The 17,849-nt window shown below is 63.0% G+C and carries 24 protein-coding genes and 1 other RNA gene; 2 read left to right on the top strand and 23 right to left on the bottom strand.

Annotated features, from left to right (window positions below):
- Positions 1–99 precede the first annotated feature (99 nt).
- The 10 genes from ACYQ4W_RS00125 to ACYQ4W_RS00080 form a co-directional block, all read right to left on the bottom strand.
- Positions 100–684, bottom strand: coding sequence for a phage virion morphogenesis protein (locus ACYQ4W_RS00125; RefSeq protein ID WP_459851427.1), 585 nt, complete (start codon positions 682–684; stop codon positions 100–102).
- 106 nt (positions 685–790) lie between these two features.
- Positions 791–2,146, bottom strand: a complete 1,356-nt coding sequence (locus ACYQ4W_RS00120) for a phage head morphogenesis protein (RefSeq protein WP_459851425.1) — start codon at positions 2,144–2,146, stop codon at positions 791–793.
- 3 nt (positions 2,147–2,149) lie between these two features.
- Positions 2,150–3,772 carry a DUF935 domain-containing protein gene (locus tag ACYQ4W_RS00115; RefSeq protein ID WP_459851423.1) on the bottom strand — a complete coding sequence of 541 codons (1,623 nt, stop codon included), beginning with the start codon at positions 3,770–3,772 and terminating at the stop codon, positions 2,150–2,152.
- Positions 3,756–5,420: a phage terminase large subunit gene (terL, locus tag ACYQ4W_RS00110; protein WP_459851420.1), complete on the bottom strand. Its 1,665-nt coding sequence runs from the start codon at positions 5,418–5,420 to the stop codon at positions 3,756–3,758. Before terL ends, ACYQ4W_RS00115 begins: the two co-directional genes overlap by 17 nt.
- A gap of 9 nt (positions 5,421–5,429) precedes the next feature.
- Positions 5,430–5,924, bottom strand: coding sequence for a DUF1804 family protein (locus tag ACYQ4W_RS00105; RefSeq protein WP_459851418.1), 495 nt, complete (start codon positions 5,922–5,924; stop codon positions 5,430–5,432).
- Between the two features lie 3 nt (positions 5,925–5,927).
- Positions 5,928–6,275 (bottom strand): VpaChn25_0724 family phage protein, encoded by a 348-nt coding sequence (locus ACYQ4W_RS00100; protein ID WP_459851415.1) that lies wholly within the window; start codon positions 6,273–6,275, stop codon positions 5,928–5,930.
- Entirely contained in the window at positions 6,272–6,634 is a 363-nt protein-coding gene (locus ACYQ4W_RS00095) for a DUF2730 family protein (protein ID WP_459851412.1), read from the bottom strand. Before ACYQ4W_RS00095 ends, ACYQ4W_RS00100 begins: the two co-directional genes overlap by 4 nt.
- On the bottom strand, positions 6,635–7,255 hold the full coding sequence (locus ACYQ4W_RS00090) for a hypothetical protein (protein ID WP_459851410.1): 621 nt from the start codon (positions 7,253–7,255) through the stop codon (positions 6,635–6,637). It lies immediately after the preceding gene.
- Positions 7,255–7,542: a hypothetical protein gene (locus ACYQ4W_RS00085; RefSeq protein WP_459851408.1), complete on the bottom strand. Its 288-nt coding sequence runs from the start codon at positions 7,540–7,542 to the stop codon at positions 7,255–7,257. Before ACYQ4W_RS00085 ends, ACYQ4W_RS00090 begins: the two co-directional genes overlap by 1 nt.
- The gene (locus ACYQ4W_RS00080; RefSeq protein ID WP_459851406.1) at positions 7,539–7,997 is read right to left on the bottom strand and encodes a lysozyme; all 459 of its coding nucleotides are present in this window, start codon (positions 7,995–7,997) and stop codon (positions 7,539–7,541) included. The genes ACYQ4W_RS00085 and ACYQ4W_RS00080 overlap by 4 nt, the downstream gene beginning before the upstream one ends.
- 110 nt (positions 7,998–8,107) lie before the next feature.
- Here ACYQ4W_RS00080 and ACYQ4W_RS00075 point away from each other — a divergent pair, with 110 nt between their 5' ends.
- Positions 8,108–8,875 carry a hypothetical protein gene (locus tag ACYQ4W_RS00075; protein WP_459851404.1) on the top strand — a complete coding sequence of 256 codons (768 nt, stop codon included), beginning with the start codon at positions 8,108–8,110 and terminating at the stop codon, positions 8,873–8,875.
- Positions 8,876–9,056: 181 nt separating this feature from the next.
- Here the strand turns inward: ACYQ4W_RS00075 and ACYQ4W_RS00070 are convergent, their stop codons facing one another.
- From ACYQ4W_RS00070 to ACYQ4W_RS00010, 13 genes are all read right to left on the bottom strand, one after another.
- Positions 9,057–9,425, bottom strand: coding sequence for a hypothetical protein (locus ACYQ4W_RS00070; protein WP_459851401.1), 369 nt, complete (start codon positions 9,423–9,425; stop codon positions 9,057–9,059).
- Positions 9,412–10,323, bottom strand: a complete 912-nt coding sequence (locus ACYQ4W_RS00065) for a hypothetical protein (protein ID WP_459851399.1) — start codon at positions 10,321–10,323, stop codon at positions 9,412–9,414. Before ACYQ4W_RS00065 ends, ACYQ4W_RS00070 begins: the two co-directional genes overlap by 14 nt.
- Positions 10,324–10,477: 154 nt before the next feature.
- Entirely contained in the window at positions 10,478–10,942 is a 465-nt protein-coding gene (locus ACYQ4W_RS00060) for a Mor transcription activator family protein (protein WP_459851397.1), read from the bottom strand.
- On the bottom strand, positions 10,939–11,376 hold the full coding sequence (locus ACYQ4W_RS00055) for a gp16 family protein (protein WP_459851395.1): 438 nt from the start codon (positions 11,374–11,376) through the stop codon (positions 10,939–10,941). Before ACYQ4W_RS00055 ends, ACYQ4W_RS00060 begins: the two co-directional genes overlap by 4 nt.
- 13 nt (positions 11,377–11,389) lie before the next feature.
- Positions 11,390–11,466, bottom strand: an RNA gene (locus ACYQ4W_RS00050) — hammerhead ribozyme type II.
- A gap of 3 nt (positions 11,467–11,469) precedes the next feature.
- Positions 11,470–11,985 carry a host-nuclease inhibitor Gam family protein gene (locus ACYQ4W_RS00045; RefSeq protein ID WP_459851393.1) on the bottom strand — a complete coding sequence of 172 codons (516 nt, stop codon included), beginning with the start codon at positions 11,983–11,985 and terminating at the stop codon, positions 11,470–11,472.
- A 17-nt stretch (positions 11,986–12,002) separates the two neighbouring features.
- Positions 12,003–12,200: a hypothetical protein gene (locus ACYQ4W_RS00040; RefSeq protein ID WP_459851391.1), complete on the bottom strand. Its 198-nt coding sequence runs from the start codon at positions 12,198–12,200 to the stop codon at positions 12,003–12,005.
- Positions 12,197–12,520: a LacI family transcriptional regulator gene (locus ACYQ4W_RS00035; RefSeq protein ID WP_459851389.1), complete on the bottom strand. Its 324-nt coding sequence runs from the start codon at positions 12,518–12,520 to the stop codon at positions 12,197–12,199. The genes ACYQ4W_RS00040 and ACYQ4W_RS00035 overlap by 4 nt, the downstream gene beginning before the upstream one ends.
- A complete protein-coding gene (locus tag ACYQ4W_RS00030) occupies positions 12,513–13,094 on the bottom strand; it encodes a winged helix-turn-helix domain-containing protein (protein WP_459851387.1) in 582 nt (193 codons plus the stop codon). The genes ACYQ4W_RS00035 and ACYQ4W_RS00030 overlap by 8 nt, the downstream gene beginning before the upstream one ends.
- Positions 13,094–13,840, bottom strand: a complete 747-nt coding sequence (locus ACYQ4W_RS00025) for an AAA family ATPase (RefSeq protein WP_459851385.1) — start codon at positions 13,838–13,840, stop codon at positions 13,094–13,096. The genes ACYQ4W_RS00030 and ACYQ4W_RS00025 overlap by 1 nt, the downstream gene beginning before the upstream one ends.
- Before the next feature lie 22 nt (positions 13,841–13,862).
- Positions 13,863–16,040, bottom strand: a complete 2,178-nt coding sequence (locus ACYQ4W_RS00020; RefSeq protein ID WP_459851383.1) for a Mu transposase C-terminal domain-containing protein — start codon at positions 16,038–16,040, stop codon at positions 13,863–13,865.
- Positions 16,041–16,042: 2 nt separating this feature from the next.
- Positions 16,043–16,282, bottom strand: coding sequence for a hypothetical protein (locus tag ACYQ4W_RS00015; protein WP_459851381.1), 240 nt, complete (start codon positions 16,280–16,282; stop codon positions 16,043–16,045).
- A complete protein-coding gene (locus ACYQ4W_RS00010) occupies positions 16,279–16,704 on the bottom strand; it encodes a hypothetical protein (protein ID WP_459851379.1) in 426 nt (141 codons plus the stop codon). Before ACYQ4W_RS00010 ends, ACYQ4W_RS00015 begins: the two co-directional genes overlap by 4 nt.
- Positions 16,705–16,984: 280 nt before the next feature.
- Here ACYQ4W_RS00010 and ACYQ4W_RS00005 point away from each other — a divergent pair, with 280 nt between their 5' ends.
- A complete protein-coding gene (locus ACYQ4W_RS00005) occupies positions 16,985–17,665 on the top strand; it encodes an XRE family transcriptional regulator (protein ID WP_459851377.1) in 681 nt (226 codons plus the stop codon).
- Positions 17,666–17,849 lie beyond the last annotated feature (184 nt).

Here is a 17,849-nt window from a genome sequence, read left to right as displayed (position 1 = left end):
TAGGTTCCTGCCCCTTGTCGGAAACGTTGGAAATCCTCGTTAGCACCCCGTTAGAACTTCCGCAATAGCCCAACGCATACACACGCCCCCTCTGCGTTCCTACCCCCCCGTTAAAACCCGTCTGACGGCGTTTTTCACGCTCTCCTCAATTTCCGCCCGTTCCGGCTGGCCGATGCCCAGGAAGGGGCGGGCCGGAATATCGCCCCAGGGCAAGGGCATGGTGCCGCCCTGGGCGCGGCCGGAGAGCCAGCCGCCCACAGTTGCCCCGCCGCGCGCCGTGTAGTTGCGCGTGTTGCTGCGGCTGCCGGAACGCGCCCCGCGCTTGGCCGTGCCAAAGGACCCCTTGGCCGCGCCCTCCTGGTGCGTACGGGCGTACACCTTGTTCGTGCCCACAAGGGCGTGGTGCGGGCCGTGTTCGGTTTGGATGCTGGCGGCGAGCTGGCCAGTGACCTGGAGAATGGAGCCGGTGTGCCCGGCCTTGGCGCGGCGGGCCAAGGTGACGGGGGAAAGCGGGTGCCACTTCTCGCCCGTCTCCGGGTCCACTTCGTCCTTGAAGGCCCGGTCAACGCCGCCCTTCATAATCTCCGCCAGGTCGCGCGTCAGCGGCGTCATGTTGCGCCCCAGCTCCGCCAGGCGCGTGAGGCCCTTGTTCAGGCTATCTATGTTGACTTCGATGTCGATCATTCGTATGTACTCGCTAGACCCCGTGGGCGTACCCGAAGCTGGTAGTAATCGGGCGGGGGGAGGGAAACCTCCTCGCGGTATGCGGTGCAAGTCCGCCCCCATAGGGTTATTTTTTTGCCCATAGCCTTTTGTACTGCGCTTGCCCGCCAAGCGGCATGTCCGAAGGCAACACCTCCATCACATTCACCACGGCGTCGAAGCGCCCCAGCTTGGCCAGGCCCTTGGCGTCCTTGGGGCGCATGGGCACGTCCACCACGATCTTGAGCACCTTGCCGGAATCCTTGGCCGGGCACACGTAGACCAGGTTGGCGTTGTCGGTGTCCCACAAGATGGACGTGGCCTCGTCCATAAGCTGCGGCAGGCGCAGCAGGTCCTCTTGCGCCGGGGCCGTGCCCATGCGGCGATGCTTCGGGCTGTCCGCGTGCAGCATGCGCTTGGCGCTGGCCGTCACCACCTGCACGGGCTCGCCGCCCGCCTCGGCAACGGCCTGGGCCACCTCGCCCCGCATAAAATGCACCACCTGGGCTTGGGCCGTGCCGCCGCGCCTGGTGTCCAGCACGCCGCGCGCGAAGTTCTCCCAGGCCGTTTGCCGGGCCGGGTTGCCGTTCAAAGCCTGCACGGCCTGGGCGCGCAGGCTGGTGTCCTGCACCAGGGAGAGCCGCCGGGCGGCCTCCATGTCCAGGCCATAGGCCGCCGCGCCGGGGTTGTAGCTAAAGCCAGGGTCCGTCCACACCACGGGCGCATCTGCGGCCGGGCCGATTTTGTAGCCCGTGACCTGGCGCGTGGTGGCCTCGCCCGTGCGGCGGTCCACCAGGTCAACATTGCGCTGCACCATGCGGCCCTCGCCCGTCTCCGGCGTCACGCCCTCGCGCTCCATTCCCATGTCTGAAAGGGCCTGCACGCGGCAGCGGCAGCCCCAGCCGTTTGGCGGGTAGTGCGAGCCCCAAAAGGCGTCGTCATGGCGGAAGGTGCGGCCGTTCAAGAGCCGGTGCGCCGGGCGCGTGCGCTGGTCCAGCACGGCCACGTAGCGCCACCAGGGGCGGTTGTCCGCGTTCTCCAGCATTTGCTTGTAGCGCCCGGCCATGTACGCGGTCTGCATGTTCTGGCGATAGATGAGCTTCAGCCTGGCCGGGCTGCCCATGTTGACGGTCTTCTCCTTGCCGTCCGCGCCCAGCTCCGTGCGCTTGCCCCACCAGCCCTTGGCCCGCAGCACGGGCGTGAGCTGCTTCACGAACCACTTGTCCGTTTTTCCGTCCTGCAGCACGGTTTTGAGGGCACCGCGGATGTCCTCCAACACGTCCAGGCGGGCCACGCTGGTGACGGTGAACGCCTTGGCCTGCGCCCCCTGCCACACCTCTTTCCAGTCAAAGGTAATCTGCGCGCCTTTGGATTCCAGGTAGCTTATGGCGTCCTTGGGCGGCAGGGTGAGCAGAAAACCCAGGTCGGTCTTCGGCACGTCCATGGGCTACTCGGCCTCGGCCGCAGCCGACACGCGGCCCCACACCTCGGACACGAACATGGCGCGGGCAAGCAGCTCCTCCATGTCGCGGGTCTCCATGCGCGGGTAGTGGCTGGCCAGCGCGGCCAGCAGCTCGTCCGGCGTCTTGCCGTCCTTCAGCTCCGCCACCAGGCTGCCCGTCAGTTGCTCCATAATGCGTTGCAGCGTGGCCTCCGGCACGTTGGCCGCGTCCAGGGCGTCCTGGTCGGGGAAGCGCGCCGCGCCGTCTTCAGCAGCCGTTAACGCGGCGGTGGCGGCGGGCGGCGTTAACGGAGGCTTTGCGCCCGTGTTTTGCGCCTGGCCCAGGTTCGGGCGCAGTATGGGTTCGTCGCCCTCGGGCAGGGGGATGCCCGCCTTTTCGTGCGCCCAGGCCTCGGGGATGCGCATGCACTCGGACAGTTTGGGCAGAGCCTCGGCCAATTCGGTCAGGTCCGCCGGGTCGGAGGTGTCGAACATGAAATAGGGCAACAGCGCCGGGTCAGAAACGCCCACGTTCAGCACGGCAAGCGGCATGAGCAGCTGCTGGGTTATGGTGCTGGCGATCTGCCGGGCGTCGCTGGCCATGATGTCGCGGCGCACGTCGTCATGCACTTTGCCCAGGGCGTTGGTGCTGCTCTTGCCGTCCGCCTGGCTGGTGAGCGTGCCGCCCAAAATGGCCTTGCTCTGCCCGCGTTCGCAGTGGTTCAGCATGGCCTCAAAGGGTTTCTCGCTGCCCTTGGCCGCCTCCTTGAAATCAATGACCATGCCCTGGGGGATGATGCCCGCCGCGTCGTGGCCGATGGCTTGGATGGCGCGCTTCAGGGCGGCCTTGTCATCCTTGGTGGCCGTGGCCGGGTACGTGCCCACGCGCAAGGGCAGCCCGTGGATCTCCAAGAACTCGGCGAAGTCGCCGCGCGCATAGCCCTTGAGCAGGTAGGTCCACACCAGCACGCGGAACAGGCCGGAGCGCGGCAGCAAGCCGGACTTGCTGCGGTGGCGGTGCAGCACCCAGCCCAGGGGCAAAAGCGGCAGGCCTTCCATGCTGCCGTCGCGCAGGCGCAAGGTGTTGCCGTCGCCGCCGAAGGGCGTCGGCCAAAGCTGGAACCATGTCTGCGGCCGATGGTGCAGGCACACGGGCACATGGACGCGGCCGTCAAAGCCCCACTCAATTTCCAGGGCCGCGAAGCCGTAGCCGATGGCGTCGGCCAGGTCGAGGACCATGTCCTCAAAGTCGGGGATGGAGTCGAATTGCTCGCGCACGGCCTCGGCCACGGCGGCGGCGCGCTTGTCCGGGTTCTTGGGCGTGCCCTTGCCCTTGCCGGGAACGATGTTCCATTGCAGGCCCAAAAGCGCCCGGCGGCGCTTGGAAAGCTCGGCGTGGACATGCTCGTCCCGGTCCTCAATCTCCGCAAAGAGGCGGCACTGGTCCACAATATCCCCGGCATCCGCGTTGGCCAGAATCTGGTTGAGCTTGCGCGGCGTCAGGCCGCCCACCAGGCTGGCCAGGTACTCGCTGCGCAGCAAAGCCAGGGCCTCGCTCTGCATCGTTTCGGCCGGACCGTTGCGCAGTCCGCCCCAGCTCGCCTTCAGCCGATCAATAATCGTCGTCATCTTCATCATCCATCTCCTCGGAGCCGCTCCAAAGGTTGCGCGTGTTGATGCCGCCGTGCTTGGGCACGGGGTCGAAGGCCATGGTCACAAAGCCGCCCACGGCTATCTCCCACAGCATGTGCGTTGCGTCCGGGCCGTCGTCATGGTCGGCCAGGGGGAAGTTGCGGAACTGCTCAATGAGCGTGTTCTGCGAGGGGTGCAGGCGGATGCGGCCTTGCGCGAAATAGGGCTGCAAGCTTTCGATGCGCAGGGCCTTGTCCGCAATGGGCGTGACGGCCTGGGCGGGTATGACCATGCCCCGCACCATGGCGCGGCGTATCAGCTCCGTGCGCAGGAACTCCTGAAACTGCACGGCCTCCACGGCCCACAGCATGCAGCGGTATTGCGCATGCATGGCCAGCACGTCCTCTATGATGCGGTCGGGCAGGCGCTTGCGTATGCTGGCCTCCACCACGTCCAGGGTCATGGTGTCGCGGCACCAGCCGCCCACCAGAATGGCCGAGGGGTCGCGGCTCTTGCCCAGCTTGCCGAGGCTCGGGTCCACCGCGCCGAAGAACGTCCAATCGTGCCGAACGTCCACCCAAAAAGTGATGACTTTGAACGGAGCGTCGTCGCCGCTGCCGGGGGCGTTCTGCTGCTCGCTGTCAAAGGCGTCGTGGCCGTCGCGGGCGCGCTTGGTCATAAGGCTGTACAGCGGCCGGGCGGATGGCCAGGAAACGGTGGCGCCAAGTTCCATGTCCGCCGCGCGCTCCTGGTAATAGGCAAGGGCGGCTTCCTCGCCGCTGTTCAAAAGCGTTTCCTCCCAGGCGTCCCACAGGTCCATGCGGTCCGGCCAGTTGAGGATGGCCCGGAAGCTCTTGTGCCGCCACAGGGGGGCCTTCAGCAGGCGCGAAAGCACGGAGTCGTGGTGCAGAATGGTGCCGATGACGAACACGTCCATAGTGTCGCCGGCTTCGCCCAGGGAAAGCACGGTGCGGCGCAGCCACTTCTCCAGCTTGTCGCGCTGTTCCGGGCTCTTCACGTTCTCGTCGTTCTCCAGGTCGTCGCAAATAACCAGGTCCGGGCGGTGCGGGCCGTGGCGCAGGCCGCGCATGCGCTTATTCGCGCCAAAGGCCTGTATCTTCACCTGGCCCTTGGTGATGATGACGCCCGCGTTCCACACGCGCCCCTGGCCGGTGTGGTCGGGGAAGTCCAGCGCCAGGCGCGGGTTTGCCTCCAGCTCGGCCTTGACGGCCTCCAATTGGGCGGCGGCCTGCTCGAAGGCGTCGGCGATTTCGAGCATGTACCGCTTGCGCCCGGTTACGGCGCACCAGATGACGAATTGCAGGCCCACCACCGTGGACTTGGCCTCGCCGCGCGGGGCGGCCACGCCCAGGCGCTGGCCTGCGGGCAGGTCCACTAGGCGGGGCAGGTTCTCGTCCAGCCAGGTGTGCAGAACGCTATCGCCGTACTTGGTGTAGTGCGGGAAGTAGGTGCGGCGGAAGAACGCGAAGTCGTTTTGCGCCTGCTCTTTGCGTTCTTTCGACGCCTTGGGGTCCGGCGCGAAGCCGGAGCACTCGGCCTCTATCTGCTGGCGCAGGGAGGTGGCCAGCTTGGCCAGCTCCTCCAAAAAGTTCTTTTGGCCGAACCGGGCGCTCGTCTTGGCCATGGTGTGCTCCTAATCCTTGGACAGTTCGTCGCCGAAGGGCTCCAGAATCTCCACAAAGGCGGCGGCATGCTGGGGGAAGTTCGCGCGGATGAAATCGGACAGGCGGTTGATGACGGAAAGCGCCGTGGCCAGCTTGTTCGTCTCGGGCAGCACCTTGCGGCTGGCCGCCACGGTTTTGTTGAAGCTGTCCGCCAGGCTGGCCAGCATATCCACCTTGGCTGCCGCGCCCAGGTTGGCGTCGCCGTTGATGAGGTCCATAAGGGATTTGTGCTGCACCACGTAGTCGGCCAGCATCTGCCGGGCCACGTTCTCCATGCCCTCGCCCGCCAGCAGGTTGGCTGCGCGCAGCTTGTCCCAATCCTCGCCCGTGGCCCGCGCTTGGCGCTTCCAGCGCGCCGCCGTGCTGTGCGGCACGTCCACCTTGTCCGCCGCCGTTTCCAGGGGCAGGCGGTCGAACACATACGCCTGGCGCAAGGCCTGGCGCTTCTCGTCCTTGTGGGCCATGGCCTACGCCCCCATTTTCCCGCGTATCAGGTTCAGGCCCAGGCTCATCATGTCGCTAACGCCCGGCTCGGGCCGTTTAACGCCCGGCGTCACCGTGCGGCCGGTGGCCACGTCCGCCCCGCGCGGGGTGAGGTGCGCCACGGTCATATCCGCCACGGCGTCCAGGTTCACCAGGGCCTGTTCGGACAGCCAGGCCAGTTCCGTGGCCAGCTGGTCCGCGCTCATGGCGTGGCCCACGGCCTCCAGGCCAGGCCGCAGCACAAAGGCGTTCAAGCTGTATTCCGGCGCGCAGGCGAGCAGGCGCAGGATGACCAGGCGTCGGTCCTCGGACAAAAGTTTGGCAAAGTTCATTTGTCACCCCGCAAGTGATGTTCCAAAAGCAAATTGAGCGGCCGTTCGATGCGCTGCATCAGCTCGGCTTGGCCCTGCACCGTGGCCATTACCGTTTTGATGCTGCCCTCGATCTCCGTTAGCTGGACTTGCAGGGCCTGCACCTCGGCGGCATCCGGCAGGGCTTGCTGCACCTGCTCAAGCTTGGCCTGGGCTTGCGCCAGCGCGGCGTGCTTTTCGGCCATGCCCGTGCATTTCCCGTCGCAGTGCTCGGTGGAGACAAACTGTTTACGTAGGCTCCACAGCGCCCAGGCCAGCAGGCCCTGAATGACCACGATCACCAGCGACAGCACATTAAAAACTTTGTCCCACCAGTCCATTTACCGGGCCTCCTCGGTCAGCAGCTTGAGCAGTTTGTCGCGTTGGTCGGCCGTGTCCCAGCACCACTTGCCGTAGTCGGCCGCGTGGGTGAGCAGGTCCGCCGGGCTGGCCTCTACGGGTGCGCCGCCGCGTATCCCGGCGTCAGCGGCGCGGGCGGTGGCGTTGTCTGCCGCAAGGCTGCCGGAACCGGCGGGCGCTGGCACTCCACCGGCACCGAGACCGAGGGCTCGGTTGTACGTGCGCAGGAAATCAGGGCCAAAAGAGCAAGCAGCAAGGCCAGCCGTCGCATGGGGTATCTCCTTCAAGATGAGGGTTCGGGTATCGGCCAGGCGCAGCTGGGCGGCCTGGTGTTCCGTGGCCAGCTGGTCCGCGCGTTGGGTGGCCAGAACGTAGCGGTCCAGCGCCTTGGCCTTGCTTTCGGCCCAGGCGTCCGCCTGCGCTTTCTGGAGCTTGGCGTACTTGGCGTTGCCTTCGTTCGTGGCCGTGGTGTAGCCGTGGCGGTAGCCGCCCCAGCCGCTGGCCAGGCAGAGCAGGAGCACCAGCAAGGCTAGGCCGAGGCACAGGGCCAGCTTGCGTTCGGGGGTGGATGTCAGGGACTTTGCCAGGGTGGTCAGGTCCATTAGATGCCTCCTGCGCCGGGCGCATCGGGGTTGTCGGGGTTGTCGGGCCGCACGCTTGCCCCGGCCCGCGCGCGCTCCCGCGTCAGATAGCCCTGGCCCAGCGCGGCCACGCCGCCGCCGCCCATGACGACGCCCAGGGCCTCACCAAAGGCGCTTGCGCTGAACTCCTGCCCCTTCCACAAGGCGAAGCCTTGGAAAAGCACCAGAACGATGAAGGCCACCAGCACCAGGGCGGTGTGGGACTCGGTTGGGGCGGGTGCGGCGTTGAAGGCGCGCAGCAGGTTCACGCGGCCTCCCCGTCACCGGGGGTACAGAACAGGGCGCGCTCCGAGGCGCGGCGGCGAGTGAGGCCTAAGAGCACGCGGCCCTTGGAGCGGTTCCAGCGGGGAAACTCGCGGGCCGCGCCGTCCAGGTCGCCCGCGTTCAACTTGCGCAGCAGCGTGGAACCGGCCAGGCCGTCGTCACCCTCGCCCACGTTGTAGGCGAAGCAGACCAAGGCGCTGAACTGGTTGCCCGTCACCTCGACGGCCAGCAGTTCGTCCACGGCGGACTCGAAGCGCTCCAGGTCAGCCTGGAACAGCTGGTCGGCCTCGTCTGCGGTGATGGTCAGGCCGGGGTAGACATCCGGTCCGGTGTGGCCCCAGCCGATGGTCCACTTGCGCGCTGGGCAAAGATATGCGGTGAGCCGCAGGGTTTCGTAGCACTGGATGATGTCCAGCCCCTGGCGGTTGGTGCGTCCCATGTTCGCCTCCTGATTGGTTCAGGGGGCAAACAGGACCGCCCCCACGTGCCGCCTATCCTAGGCGGCACGTGGGGGCGGAACAGATGGAAGGGGTTCAGTAGGCGGGGCGGGTGATTCTTTTTATTGACACAAGAATGAATATCAAACATTTTTGGGTTATTAATCAATCGAAGGGGCAGTATATGAAGAAATGGATTGAGATCATATCGGCGGTTCTCGGCATCGTGGCCGCGTTAGCAACCATACTCTCTTCTGTGTACGCCTTCAAATCATCGGGAGCGGATGTTGAGAAACTACCCTCGCTGGTACGCAAAGCCTACGAGTACGGAACTTTTATAAATGATACTGTTGGATTAACTCCAAAAGCGAAAGAAGCACAAGCACCTGCTGCGCCTCCTGCTCCTGTACCGACAATCCCTGTTGTCGTGCCACATGACAATGCCACAATTCAAGTAAAAGATCAGAGTTTTGTTCAACAGCAGGAAGCTGATGCTTACAAGTCAGAGCATTTTATTGTCTACGCTTACCACCTCACAAAGACAAAGCAGCACGTTAGATTTTCTTTTGTTATAAAGAATACGACAAATGTTAATATCTTTGTGGCATATGATGGTAGCGCAAGAATCGCCGCTATCGCTGATTCCGGCAGTGCATTTAATGATGATATATATGGATTACAGCGTGCGTTCGGGGGTGATACCGGAGAAAGAGCTTATACACAAATAAGTCCGTTGTCGGAGAACGCAGTTTCTGTAAATTTCCCTGTTGAACAACTCACTGAGAAAAAAATTAGAATAAATTTAAACCTCCTTGAATTAGATGGGAAAACTGTTAAACGACATACTTTCAGTTGTGCACGGATACTAGACGCTCCATAACAAAGAGTTTCCTACCAGCAATAGCAAAATCGCCCGCCAGAGAACAGTGTTCTGAGGCGGGCGATTTCGTTTTCACGTTCGCAGACCGATAGTTGTTCAGCGAACATTGGCAGTACTTTGACAATGCTTGGTCAAGGCAAAGAAGAAGGCGGAACAGATGGAAAGGGGCAGTAGGTGTAGGTTATTTCAGGTAAATCTCGTGGTACAAGCGCTGTGCCTGTTGCTCGGCCACGCCCTGTTGTTCGCGGCTGAGCGGGCCGCAGTATACACGCACGTTGCCGATGTCTCCGTCACCCACTTTGGAGCTGCCAGAGAGCAGCACCAGCTTGTACCAGGCGCATCCAAGGATAGGATTGGCCACCCCTACTTCGCGCGAAGTGGCCAGTGTGTAGGCCAGATTGCGCTGTGCCTGGTAGTCGCCCTTGCGAGCGGTGCGCTCGTACTCTTTCACGCGGTTGCCATCACCTGCGGCCAAGGCAGAGGAAACCGTGGCGAGAACAGCTAGTAGAACTACTGGCAATAAGAAAGACTTGGAGTTAATTGCTTTCATCGCTTTTCTTACTTTGTTTTGAAATGTTAAACAGTTTCGCAAAAGAATCTACAGCCTCACGGGTGAATGCCACATCTTCTTTAGTTAAATGCGTATCGCTAGGCCATGGAAACTTTTCACTAAGAACTTTTGCAATAATTTTCACTTTATCTTGGTCGTCAGCGACATCCTTCTCTTTGCCCTCGAGGGCACAGTAAAGCAATACATATCTGTCGAATATTGATTTTACTTTGAGGAGATACGTGGATGTATCAACAAAATGTCTATACTGGCGCAAGAACCAAGCGCTCAAGAATTCTATAAACAAAAATAAAAAAGAGCATGCGGCTATCCCATAATAATGTTGAACAAGTATCCCTTGAGAATACGAGATGAATATCTGCCAAACAATTATTGAAGAAATATAAAACAAGATACCAAGCCAGACATATCCCGTTCCTCTATCCAGCAATTCAGATGCTTTTTTATCGCTAACGTTTGCTTTTTCCATAAGAGAGGAAGAGATTTGTTGGCATTGGCCAATAAAATTAGCATGCTGTGCCAAAACATTACTTTTTTCAATTGATTTTGCAATGGCATCGGAAATTTTATCATAGTCGACATCAGCTTTCATTGAAATTTTTGAAATCTCGCTCCCTACTATCGTCTTGATGCCAGATACATCCATCATGTTAGTTTTGTTTTTGCTGGATTGTTCATCAATATCCCCAAAATTTTTCTTTTTCTTTATTGTATCGTATAATGAGATACTGAAAGTTATGCTTGTAATGAACCCAGCAAATGCTGAGACAAGTTCTACTACTGTATATCTATCATTTATAATAACGATAAAAGCACCAAATACAGCGAACAGGACTCCAATAACAATAGTCCATAATGACTTATTTTTTTTTATCATAATCTTGTATACCTCGCGTCCTTTACTTTAAACCTGCAGAAGCGCGATAAGCGATAACGCAAGTCGTCATTTGTTTATATTTGGAATTTTTTACTTCTTTGCCGAGTAGAGTCAAGCCTCCAATAAACAGACTCCATGATTATGCCCCCTCATGTCACCCCACCAGCTTTAGCTGCCCCGTCCCGCCTACGTTCAAGGCGGGCACGGGCGTTTGCTTCAGGATGTCGAATATGCGGCGGTCACACAGGCTATTGGCGCGCGCCAGGCGCTGCACAGCCTGGTTGCCGCTCATGGTCTGGATAAGCCGGTCATACTCGCGGCAAATGGCCGTATCGCGCACGCGGCGCAGAGCGTCCGCGCACCGGGGAATGTACAGGTCCGTGCTTCCGTAGCGCCGCACCAGCACCTCCGCAGCCTCCGGGCCAATGACATGGGCCAGGGTGTTAAAGCGCAGCTCGCCCTGTTTGGTTTCGCGCTTGGGCACCGGGAACGTGGTCCCGCCCAGGGCGTCCACCAGGCGCATGGCTTGGCGCAGGCCAATGGCCGTCGCCAGCTCCCGCGCCATGACGGGCAGCTGCTCAAGCTCAAGCTGCGCAAACGACGGGTTGTCGGTATTCATGCGGGCACCTCCTGCTCCTTTTGCGCGCGGCGCTTGGCGTCCTTCACCAGCGCGGCCACAATGCCGCGCAGCTGCTCGGCCTTGGCCCATTCCAGGCGCTCCACCTTGTACATGCGCGCGGCCATGCCCACGGCGTAGGCCCAGGGCCGCCCTGCATCGGCCAGAAGCGCGCCGATCTTGTCCAGCAAGGGCGCGGTGCCCGGCGTGGCGCGGGGCGTGGGCTTTTTGCGGGCCGGGCGCGGGTCCTCGTCCACCCAGCCCTTTTTGCGCAAGGCGGTGATGACCAGGACCAGTTGCTTCTCCGTGAGTTTTCCGGCCGAGCGTTGGCCGGTCAGGGCCTCCAGCATGTCGCGGTAGGCGTCATCCTCCAGGCCCAGGGCCTTGGCGGCGATATGCACCTTGGCAAGCAAGCTGCGGCGGGATTCGGTTTTCATACGGGCTCCATGTGTTTGGCTGCTCATCAGGCCGGGGCAACCACGCCCCGGCGACCGCGCCCAGCCCATTGGCCGGGTGCGGTTTCGCTTGGTTCACGCCGCCTTGCTGGCGATCTCTTCCTGCTTGGGTTCGATGAAGAACTCGTCCGTGCTTTCGCGCCGCACGCCCACGGTCTCCAGGCGGGTGTCCGGCCAGCCGCGCAGCTCGTCCTTGTCCACTTCCAGCTTGGTGCGGATGCCCTCAGAAAGGCCCAGGTCCTGAAGGCGCTTCAGCACCATGGTCCAGGTGTGCTTGGCCAAAAGGCGCAGGCTGGTGGCCTTGCGAAAGCCGATGACGCCGAAGGTCAAGTCCAGGCTGCGCTTGACGCCGAACAGCTCGTCCTTCTTGAGCGTGCCGAACACGGCCAGGGCATCCTCCAGGCGCTTGCGCGAGGCGGTGAGCGGCTCCAGCTGGAGCTTCGCCGCCGCCTTCAGCTGGTCAATCTGCTCGTTCAGGCCCTGTTCGATGAGGGCCTGCTCGCGGGTGATCTCGGCCAGCTTGCGCAGGGCTTCGTCGGCCTGGGGCAGGTCGCCGATGATGAGGGGCTGGGGCTTGGTTCTGGTGGCCATATTGCTGTTCTCCTTGCCTACGCAGCCGCAGGCGTTGCGCTGCACTCCTCGCCGGTTCCGGCGATGGGCAGCAGGGTTTCCAGATTCTTCACGTCCTCGGCGGCGGCATCCAACACGATGCAGGCCTGGCGGATGACTTCCGACTCTTCCTGGGTGACATGCTGGCGCAGGTCATCCAACACATTGGCCACGTTGGAAATTGACTCGTGAATCATGCGGCGTGCTCCTCGCGGTTGGGGTTGTTGGGGCAGGTCAGACAGGCGCGCCATTGCCGCAGGGCGGCGGGGCTTGAGGTGGGCACCGGGCCGCAGAACTTGCGGCAATGGTCCGGCGTCACGCTCTTGCCCGTGTGCGGGCAATCCACGCGGGCGTAGCGCTCCAGGATGCGGGCGGCCATGCGGTCGGTTTTGCCGGGGTACTTGCCGAGCAGCAGCAGGCTAACGGCCGGGCGGCTAACGCCCAGCTCCTCCGCGACAGCGGCCTTGCTGGATTCCGCCACGGCCTCGGACAAGAGCGTCAGCCAGTCCTTAGTCATGGCTGGCCTCCGTTACTTCGGTCAGGGGGTAGACCGTGCCCGTGTTGCCGTCCGTCACGGTGTGCCGCTTGGGATTCCAGGTTGGGGAACAGGGGCCGGTGTTGCGCACCAACAGCCAGCGGACCTCTCTCTGGTTTTGTCCGCCGCGCCGGGGCAGTTCGACCAGGTAGCCCGCCGTGGTGAGGGCGCGCAGATAATGCGCCAGTGCGTGGCGGGTTTTGCACTCGGCTTCCGGGTCGCTGCAAAGCAGCGTCAGCATGTCGTCAAGGCACGCCTTTTGGCGGATGCGCAGCACGCGCCAGGCGCGGGCAGGCAAGGCGTCCTTGAAACGTTCCGGGCAAGTGCCCTTGCGTGGACCGGTGAGGAGGTCCGCACCGCCGCCCACCAAAGCCGAGCGCCCGGCCTCGGTCAGGCCATGCACGCCGTTCTCGCTGGTAATGAGCCCCCGGCTGGCCAGAGTTTTACAGGCCGAGCGGATGCGGTCCTTGGCGATGCCCGTAGCCCGCGCCAGCTCAAAGGTGAGCATCTGCTCGGCCTCCAGAAGCCGCAGGATTTCCAGACCGCGCCAGGCCATTACGCCGCCCTCTTGGCCTTGCCGACCACGCGCGGGCGGCGCGCCTGCCAGTCGTGGGTGATGCTCATGCCTTCCACGGCGGCCATGTCCACAGCCTCCAGGCCGTTCATCTTGCCCACGCGCTCCACGGTGGCGATGGCGTTCATCACCTCGCGCATGCGGCCGTTGCTCTGGCGGTGGATCTCGGCCACCAGGTCCGGGGCTATGCGCACCTCGGAAAGCTGCTGGCAGGTAAGCGCCACGTCCTCCAGGCTGGCGGGCGAAAACTCCACCACCTGGGCGATGCGGCTGGAAATCTGCTGGTGCCGGGCGATGTTGCGCTGGATAGCCTCCATGCCCACCAGCACCACCATGGTTTCGGTGCGGTCGCTGAAGTCGCGTATCTTCTCCAGCACGGCCGCGTGGTCCTTCAACGTGGCCTCGGCTTCGTCGATGACCAGCGGGATTTGCTGGGTGGCGATGACCGCCAGCATGCGGTTGAACAGCTGTTCGCTGGTGCCGCGCGGGTCAACGGCCAGGGCCTTGGCCAGCTCCACAAGGAAGTAGCGCGGGGTCCAGTCGATGTTGGCGCGCAGGAACACCGCGCCAGCGTCCACGGCCCAGCTGGTCAGCACCTCGCTTTTGCCCAGGCCGGGCTGGCCATGCACCAGCATCATTCCGGCCTCGGCCGCGCCACGGTTCTCCACGGCGGCCACGCCAGCGGCGAAGCGCTCGTAGTTGGATGTCCGCACAAACAGCTTTCTCATATGTTGCCTCCGTTAGTTTCGGTCAAACGCTCGGGGTCTCTAACGCCGGGAAAAGTTGCACCGGGGCGAGGCCCAGGCCCTCGTACTCGAAGCGCTCGCGCAACAGCGCGTATTCGCCTCCTTTCGCGTACTCGGCCAGCCAGGCGCGGTCCGCGTCGGTCCACAGGGCCGGGTGGCGCAGAAGCCAGCGGTACTTGTCCGTGGACAGGTGAAAAATGGGGCGCTTTTCCGGGGCGGGCTTCGGGGCCATGGCCTGCGCGGCTTCCTGTTCGGCCTCGGCCATGACCGTGCGGATGCGCTCCAGCTCGGCGCTTGTGGGGGCGGCTGGTTCTTGTTCCGGCTGGGCGGTAATGGTGATGCACTGGCGGCTGCTCAAGCTGTCCGCCATTATGGCCGGGGCGTCCGCAGGCGCGGTGAGGGTTGCGCCTGGGGCAATGCGCTGGGCCTTTTGCTCCAGGCGCTTCAGCTGGGCGCGCTCGCGGTTGGCCCGCGCTTCCTCAATGCGGGAAATGGGGAAGTAGTCCATGGCGTTGGCGTCAAGCTTGGCCGTGCAAAGCTTCTCGCCCGCTTCGGTCCAGACCGTGACGTAAGAGGCGTCCCAAATGTCGTAGCGCACCTGCACAATGTCATCATGGTGGGCGGCAAGCTCGTGGGCGAAGTAGTCGCGGTTCCACAGGCGCACCATGCCATTCTTCACCTTGCGAACCGTGGCGGGCATGAACAGGTCGTCGCGCAGGTCATCGGGCACGCGGTACGGCTCGAACATGCCCGCGAAGCTCTCCCAGGATTCATTGGGGCTCATGTGGCGGCGCTTGCCAGCCGCATGGTCCTCAATGGTCGGCAGGCCACGGTGCGGGCTGGCGTTGTACTCCTCAACGCGGGCGAGGAGCACTTGCTTGAAGGTCTCGAATGTGGGCAAAAGTGACGAGCGCCCGTGCTTTTTCAGCTGGGCGCGGGTGATCTTGTAGACGTTTTGCTTGGCGTCGCCGTCCATGTCCGCGTGGGTGCAGGTGGCCAGCTGCTTTGAGGCGGGCACGCAGATTGTCTTGACCGCGCGCTCCATGAGGCCCTTGCCCTGCGGACGGCCGGGAATGGCGTTGCAAATTTCAATGCCCAGGCGCTCCAGCATGCCCACGCCGGGCTTGGTCAGCAGGTCCGCCGTGTAGCCGGGGCCGTTGTCGGTGTAGAGCATGGCCGGAATGCCGCCAAAGAGGCAGGCCATGCGCAGGGCGTCCAGGGTGGCGGCGGCGCTTTCGGCCAGGGCCACGGAGAGCCCGACGCACCGGCGCGTGCAAACGTCGAGGAAGAGCACCACCTCGGGCTTGAAGGGCCGCCCGGTTTCCGGGTGGGCTATCTCGGCGTCAAAGGTGGTTCCGTCGGCCGTGTACACGTCGCAGGGCAGCAGCTTGTCCGTCTTGCGCTTCATGTGCGGCTTGAGGTGCAAAAGGGCGTTGCCCGTCTTGCGCCCGGCCAGCAAGTCCGGCTTGGCCACCTTGGCCAGGAAGCGGCGCACGGCGTCCAGGGACGGCGCGCGGCTGGGCTGCTCGGCCTGCCAGGCGCGGACGAAATCGCGGTGCGCCTCGGCCAAGCTGGGGTTTTGCGGGCGCTGGTAAAAGGAGAGGAAAAGCGGTGCCCAGGCGGGCACGCCCATGTTCTTGTGCGGGTTGCGCGGCGCAAGCGCCAGCTCGCCACCCTCGGCATAGAGCGCACACCATTCGTACAGACGGCGGCGCGAAAGGCCGCGCCCCGCGCCCGCGCCGTACTTGGCGTTGGCCACGGGGATGAGCTGCGCCAGGCGCTCGCCCAAAGTCTCGGCCTGGGCGGCCTGCACCAGGTGGCGGACGGCCGATTCCTTGCCTGTGATGGCGCTCAAGCGCAGGGTCTCGCGGACGAAGGCCAGCCGGGCCAGCACCGTGGCGCGGCACTGTTCCGTCATGTGGGCAAGGGAAGCCGCGCCAGCAACGGGCGAGGGCTTGGCCAAGGCGGAGGCCTGCACCGGCTGCGCGCCCTGTTCGGCAAGCTGCGCGGCGATGATGGCGTCCACCGTTGCCTTGGGCATGGACGAAAGAAGCCACTCGCTGCCGCCGCCGCGAGCCTTGCGCGGGCGGCCCTGCCAGGCTTCGCGCTTGGCGCGTCGAATGACGGTGCTGACGGCCGCGCCCAGCAGCTGGGCCAGCTCAAGAGAGGTGAAGGCGTCCACGGCTAGGCCGCCTTGTCCTTCTGCGGAATGAACAACAGTTCCTCGGGCACGCCGAACTGGTCACGCAGGCTTTCCAGCACGCGCACGTTGTTCCGCTGTCCGGCGATGGTGTCGGCCACAATATTCTTGTTCACGCCAAGCCGCCGGGCGACCTCAAGCATGGTCAAGCCCTGGCGGTCCAGGTGCTCTCGGATGCGGAAGCGCATCTTTTGACGTTCGGCCCGACATTCCAGGGGCTTCATATGGTTTCCTCCAGCATCTTCTTGCGCTTGCGCGCTTCGCGTTCCGTCAGGCAGGCCTTGCCGTAATCCCGCAGCTTGCGGTCCTCGTCCGTCATCACGTCGAGCCCCAGGGAGCGCAGCAGCACCCGCAGGGGGGCGGCGTCCTTGGTGGCGCGGCAAAAGGCGACCACAGCCAAAAGTCCCGGCGTGTGGTCGCGGTCATTGGGGTTCAGCCATTTGTCGAGGGTGTCTTTGGAGATGACTTTGGCGTTCCCGGCGGTGAGCCGGATGCCCGCGTCCCTGGCGACCGCGTTGATGCGGTCCACCAGCAGCTTGCGGCCGTCCTCGTCCTCGCCCGCCGCGCGGTTCATGGCCGCGCGCAGGGCGGGAACCAGGCCGGAGAGCCTGCCGTTGTCATCGTCGAAGAGGGAGCCTTGCCGCATAGCCGCCGTCCGCCTTGAGGTGGAGGGGACGTCCAAACATCTAGGAGGTGTGGACGTTGACCCTGTTGCGCGGGGCTGGTAGGGTTTTTCTTGAAGGTTTTTCCACCGCCCGCAGCCTCGTTTTGTACCATTCGGATAACTTTGTCAACGCCGAACGGCGCAAAAGTTAGCGATTCGGTATCAAAATCGCTTCGGCAAGAATACCGAACGGTTAAGTTTTGTTTTGCGCGCCCCCCGCCGCAAAACTTCTCGCACAAGTTCGGGCAGGGAAGTTTCGCATATGATTGGCGAGCGTATCGTGCTGATTCGAGGTAAGCAGGCTAGGGAATCCTTTGCCGCAGAGCTTGGAGTGCATCCGCAGACGCTGGCCCGGTATGAAAAGGGCGAACGCTTGCCGGACAGCGCCTTTCTGGAAATTTTATCCAAACGGTATAGCGTCGACCCGACCTGGCTGCTCACGGGCGAAGGGCCTTCGTATATGAAGCCGACAGCCGAGGCCTCAAAGGCCCTGGAAGGTTTGGAATTCATCGACTGCGCCGACTGCCAGCTGACCATGGTGCCCATGGTCGATGCCCGCCTTTCTGCGGGAACGGGGTCATTTGAGGTAGGAACAGGCGTCGAGCGGCGCTACGCCTTCCGCAGTGACTGGATCAACGCGAAGGGGCAGCCGTCGAAGATGGTGCTCATGCGTGTCGCAGGCGACAGCATGGAGCCGCAGATTTTCAATGACGACGTGGTGCTGGTGGACCAGAGCCAGACGACACCCCGTGCGGGCGGTCTGTTCGCGGTGGCCGTGGAGGACTTGGTCTATCTGAAAGTGGTGGACGCGGTTCCCGGCAAATTCATTCTGAAGAGCTACAACGAGGCCTACGCGCCGTTAGAAATCGACGCCCGAGGCGACTTGGCTGACGGCATCAGGATCATAGGCCGCGCAGTGTGGATTGGCCGCGAGCTCTACTAGCGCCATACTTTGTTCACTTCGCTTTCACTTAGTGCCGAAATAGGCGCTGTTTCTTCATACTTCCTGCCATTCGGTGCCAATTGCCCTTGAGGCATCAGCTCCCGCGAAAAGCCTGCGCCACGGGGCTTCCCCTGCGTTTTCTCCTGCCTCTAGCTAGTGCCGAAATGAATGCCTCCCCACTGCG

The organism is Humidesulfovibrio idahonensis (genome assembly GCF_054657715.1).
This window is presented reverse-complemented; position numbering and strand designations above follow the sequence as displayed.

Coding starts and splice junctions, on each gene's coding strand:
- ACYQ4W_RS00055 (WP_459851395.1), bottom strand. CDS start 11,376: ATGAAAACCGAATCCCGCCGCAGCTTGCTTGCCAAGGTGCATATCGCC.
- ACYQ4W_RS00090 (WP_459851410.1), bottom strand. CDS start 7,255: ATGGACCTGACCACCCTGGCAAAGTCCCTGACATCCACCCCCGAACGC.
- ACYQ4W_RS00030 (WP_459851387.1), bottom strand. CDS start 13,094: ATGGCCTGGCGCGGTCTGGAAATCCTGCGGCTTCTGGAGGCCGAGCAG.
- ACYQ4W_RS00105 (WP_459851418.1), bottom strand. CDS start 5,924: ATGGCCCACAAGGACGAGAAGCGCCAGGCCTTGCGCCAGGCGTATGTG.
- ACYQ4W_RS00115 (WP_459851423.1), bottom strand. CDS start 3,772: ATGACGACGATTATTGATCGGCTGAAGGCGAGCTGGGGCGGACTGCGC.
- ACYQ4W_RS00045 (WP_459851393.1), bottom strand. CDS start 11,985: ATGGCCACCAGAACCAAGCCCCAGCCCCTCATCATCGGCGACCTGCCC.
- ACYQ4W_RS00035 (WP_459851389.1), bottom strand. CDS start 12,520: ATGACTAAGGACTGGCTGACGCTCTTGTCCGAGGCCGTGGCGGAATCC.
- ACYQ4W_RS00100 (WP_459851415.1), bottom strand. CDS start 6,275: ATGAACTTTGCCAAACTTTTGTCCGAGGACCGACGCCTGGTCATCCTG.
- ACYQ4W_RS00120 (WP_459851425.1), bottom strand. CDS start 2,146: ATGGACGTGCCGAAGACCGACCTGGGTTTTCTGCTCACCCTGCCGCCC.
- ACYQ4W_RS00010 (WP_459851379.1), bottom strand. CDS start 16,704: ATGCGGCAAGGCTCCCTCTTCGACGATGACAACGGCAGGCTCTCCGGC.
- ACYQ4W_RS00025 (WP_459851385.1), bottom strand. CDS start 13,840: ATGAGAAAGCTGTTTGTGCGGACATCCAACTACGAGCGCTTCGCCGCT.
- ACYQ4W_RS00065 (WP_459851399.1), bottom strand. CDS start 10,323: ATGATAAAAAAAAATAAGTCATTATGGACTATTGTTATTGGAGTCCTG.
- ACYQ4W_RS00125 (WP_459851427.1), bottom strand. CDS start 684: ATGATCGACATCGAAGTCAACATAGATAGCCTGAACAAGGGCCTCACG.
- ACYQ4W_RS00015 (WP_459851381.1), bottom strand. CDS start 16,282: ATGAAGCCCCTGGAATGTCGGGCCGAACGTCAAAAGATGCGCTTCCGC.
- ACYQ4W_RS00070 (WP_459851401.1), bottom strand. CDS start 9,425: ATGAAAGCAATTAACTCCAAGTCTTTCTTATTGCCAGTAGTTCTACTA.
- ACYQ4W_RS00095 (WP_459851412.1), bottom strand. CDS start 6,634: ATGGACTGGTGGGACAAAGTTTTTAATGTGCTGTCGCTGGTGATCGTG.
- ACYQ4W_RS00060 (WP_459851397.1), bottom strand. CDS start 10,942: ATGAATACCGACAACCCGTCGTTTGCGCAGCTTGAGCTTGAGCAGCTG.
- ACYQ4W_RS00080 (WP_459851406.1), bottom strand. CDS start 7,997: ATGGGACGCACCAACCGCCAGGGGCTGGACATCATCCAGTGCTACGAA.
- terL (WP_459851420.1), bottom strand. CDS start 5,420: ATGGCCAAGACGAGCGCCCGGTTCGGCCAAAAGAACTTTTTGGAGGAG.
- ACYQ4W_RS00005 (WP_459851377.1), top strand. CDS start 16,985: ATGATTGGCGAGCGTATCGTGCTGATTCGAGGTAAGCAGGCTAGGGAA.
- ACYQ4W_RS00040 (WP_459851391.1), bottom strand. CDS start 12,200: ATGATTCACGAGTCAATTTCCAACGTGGCCAATGTGTTGGATGACCTG.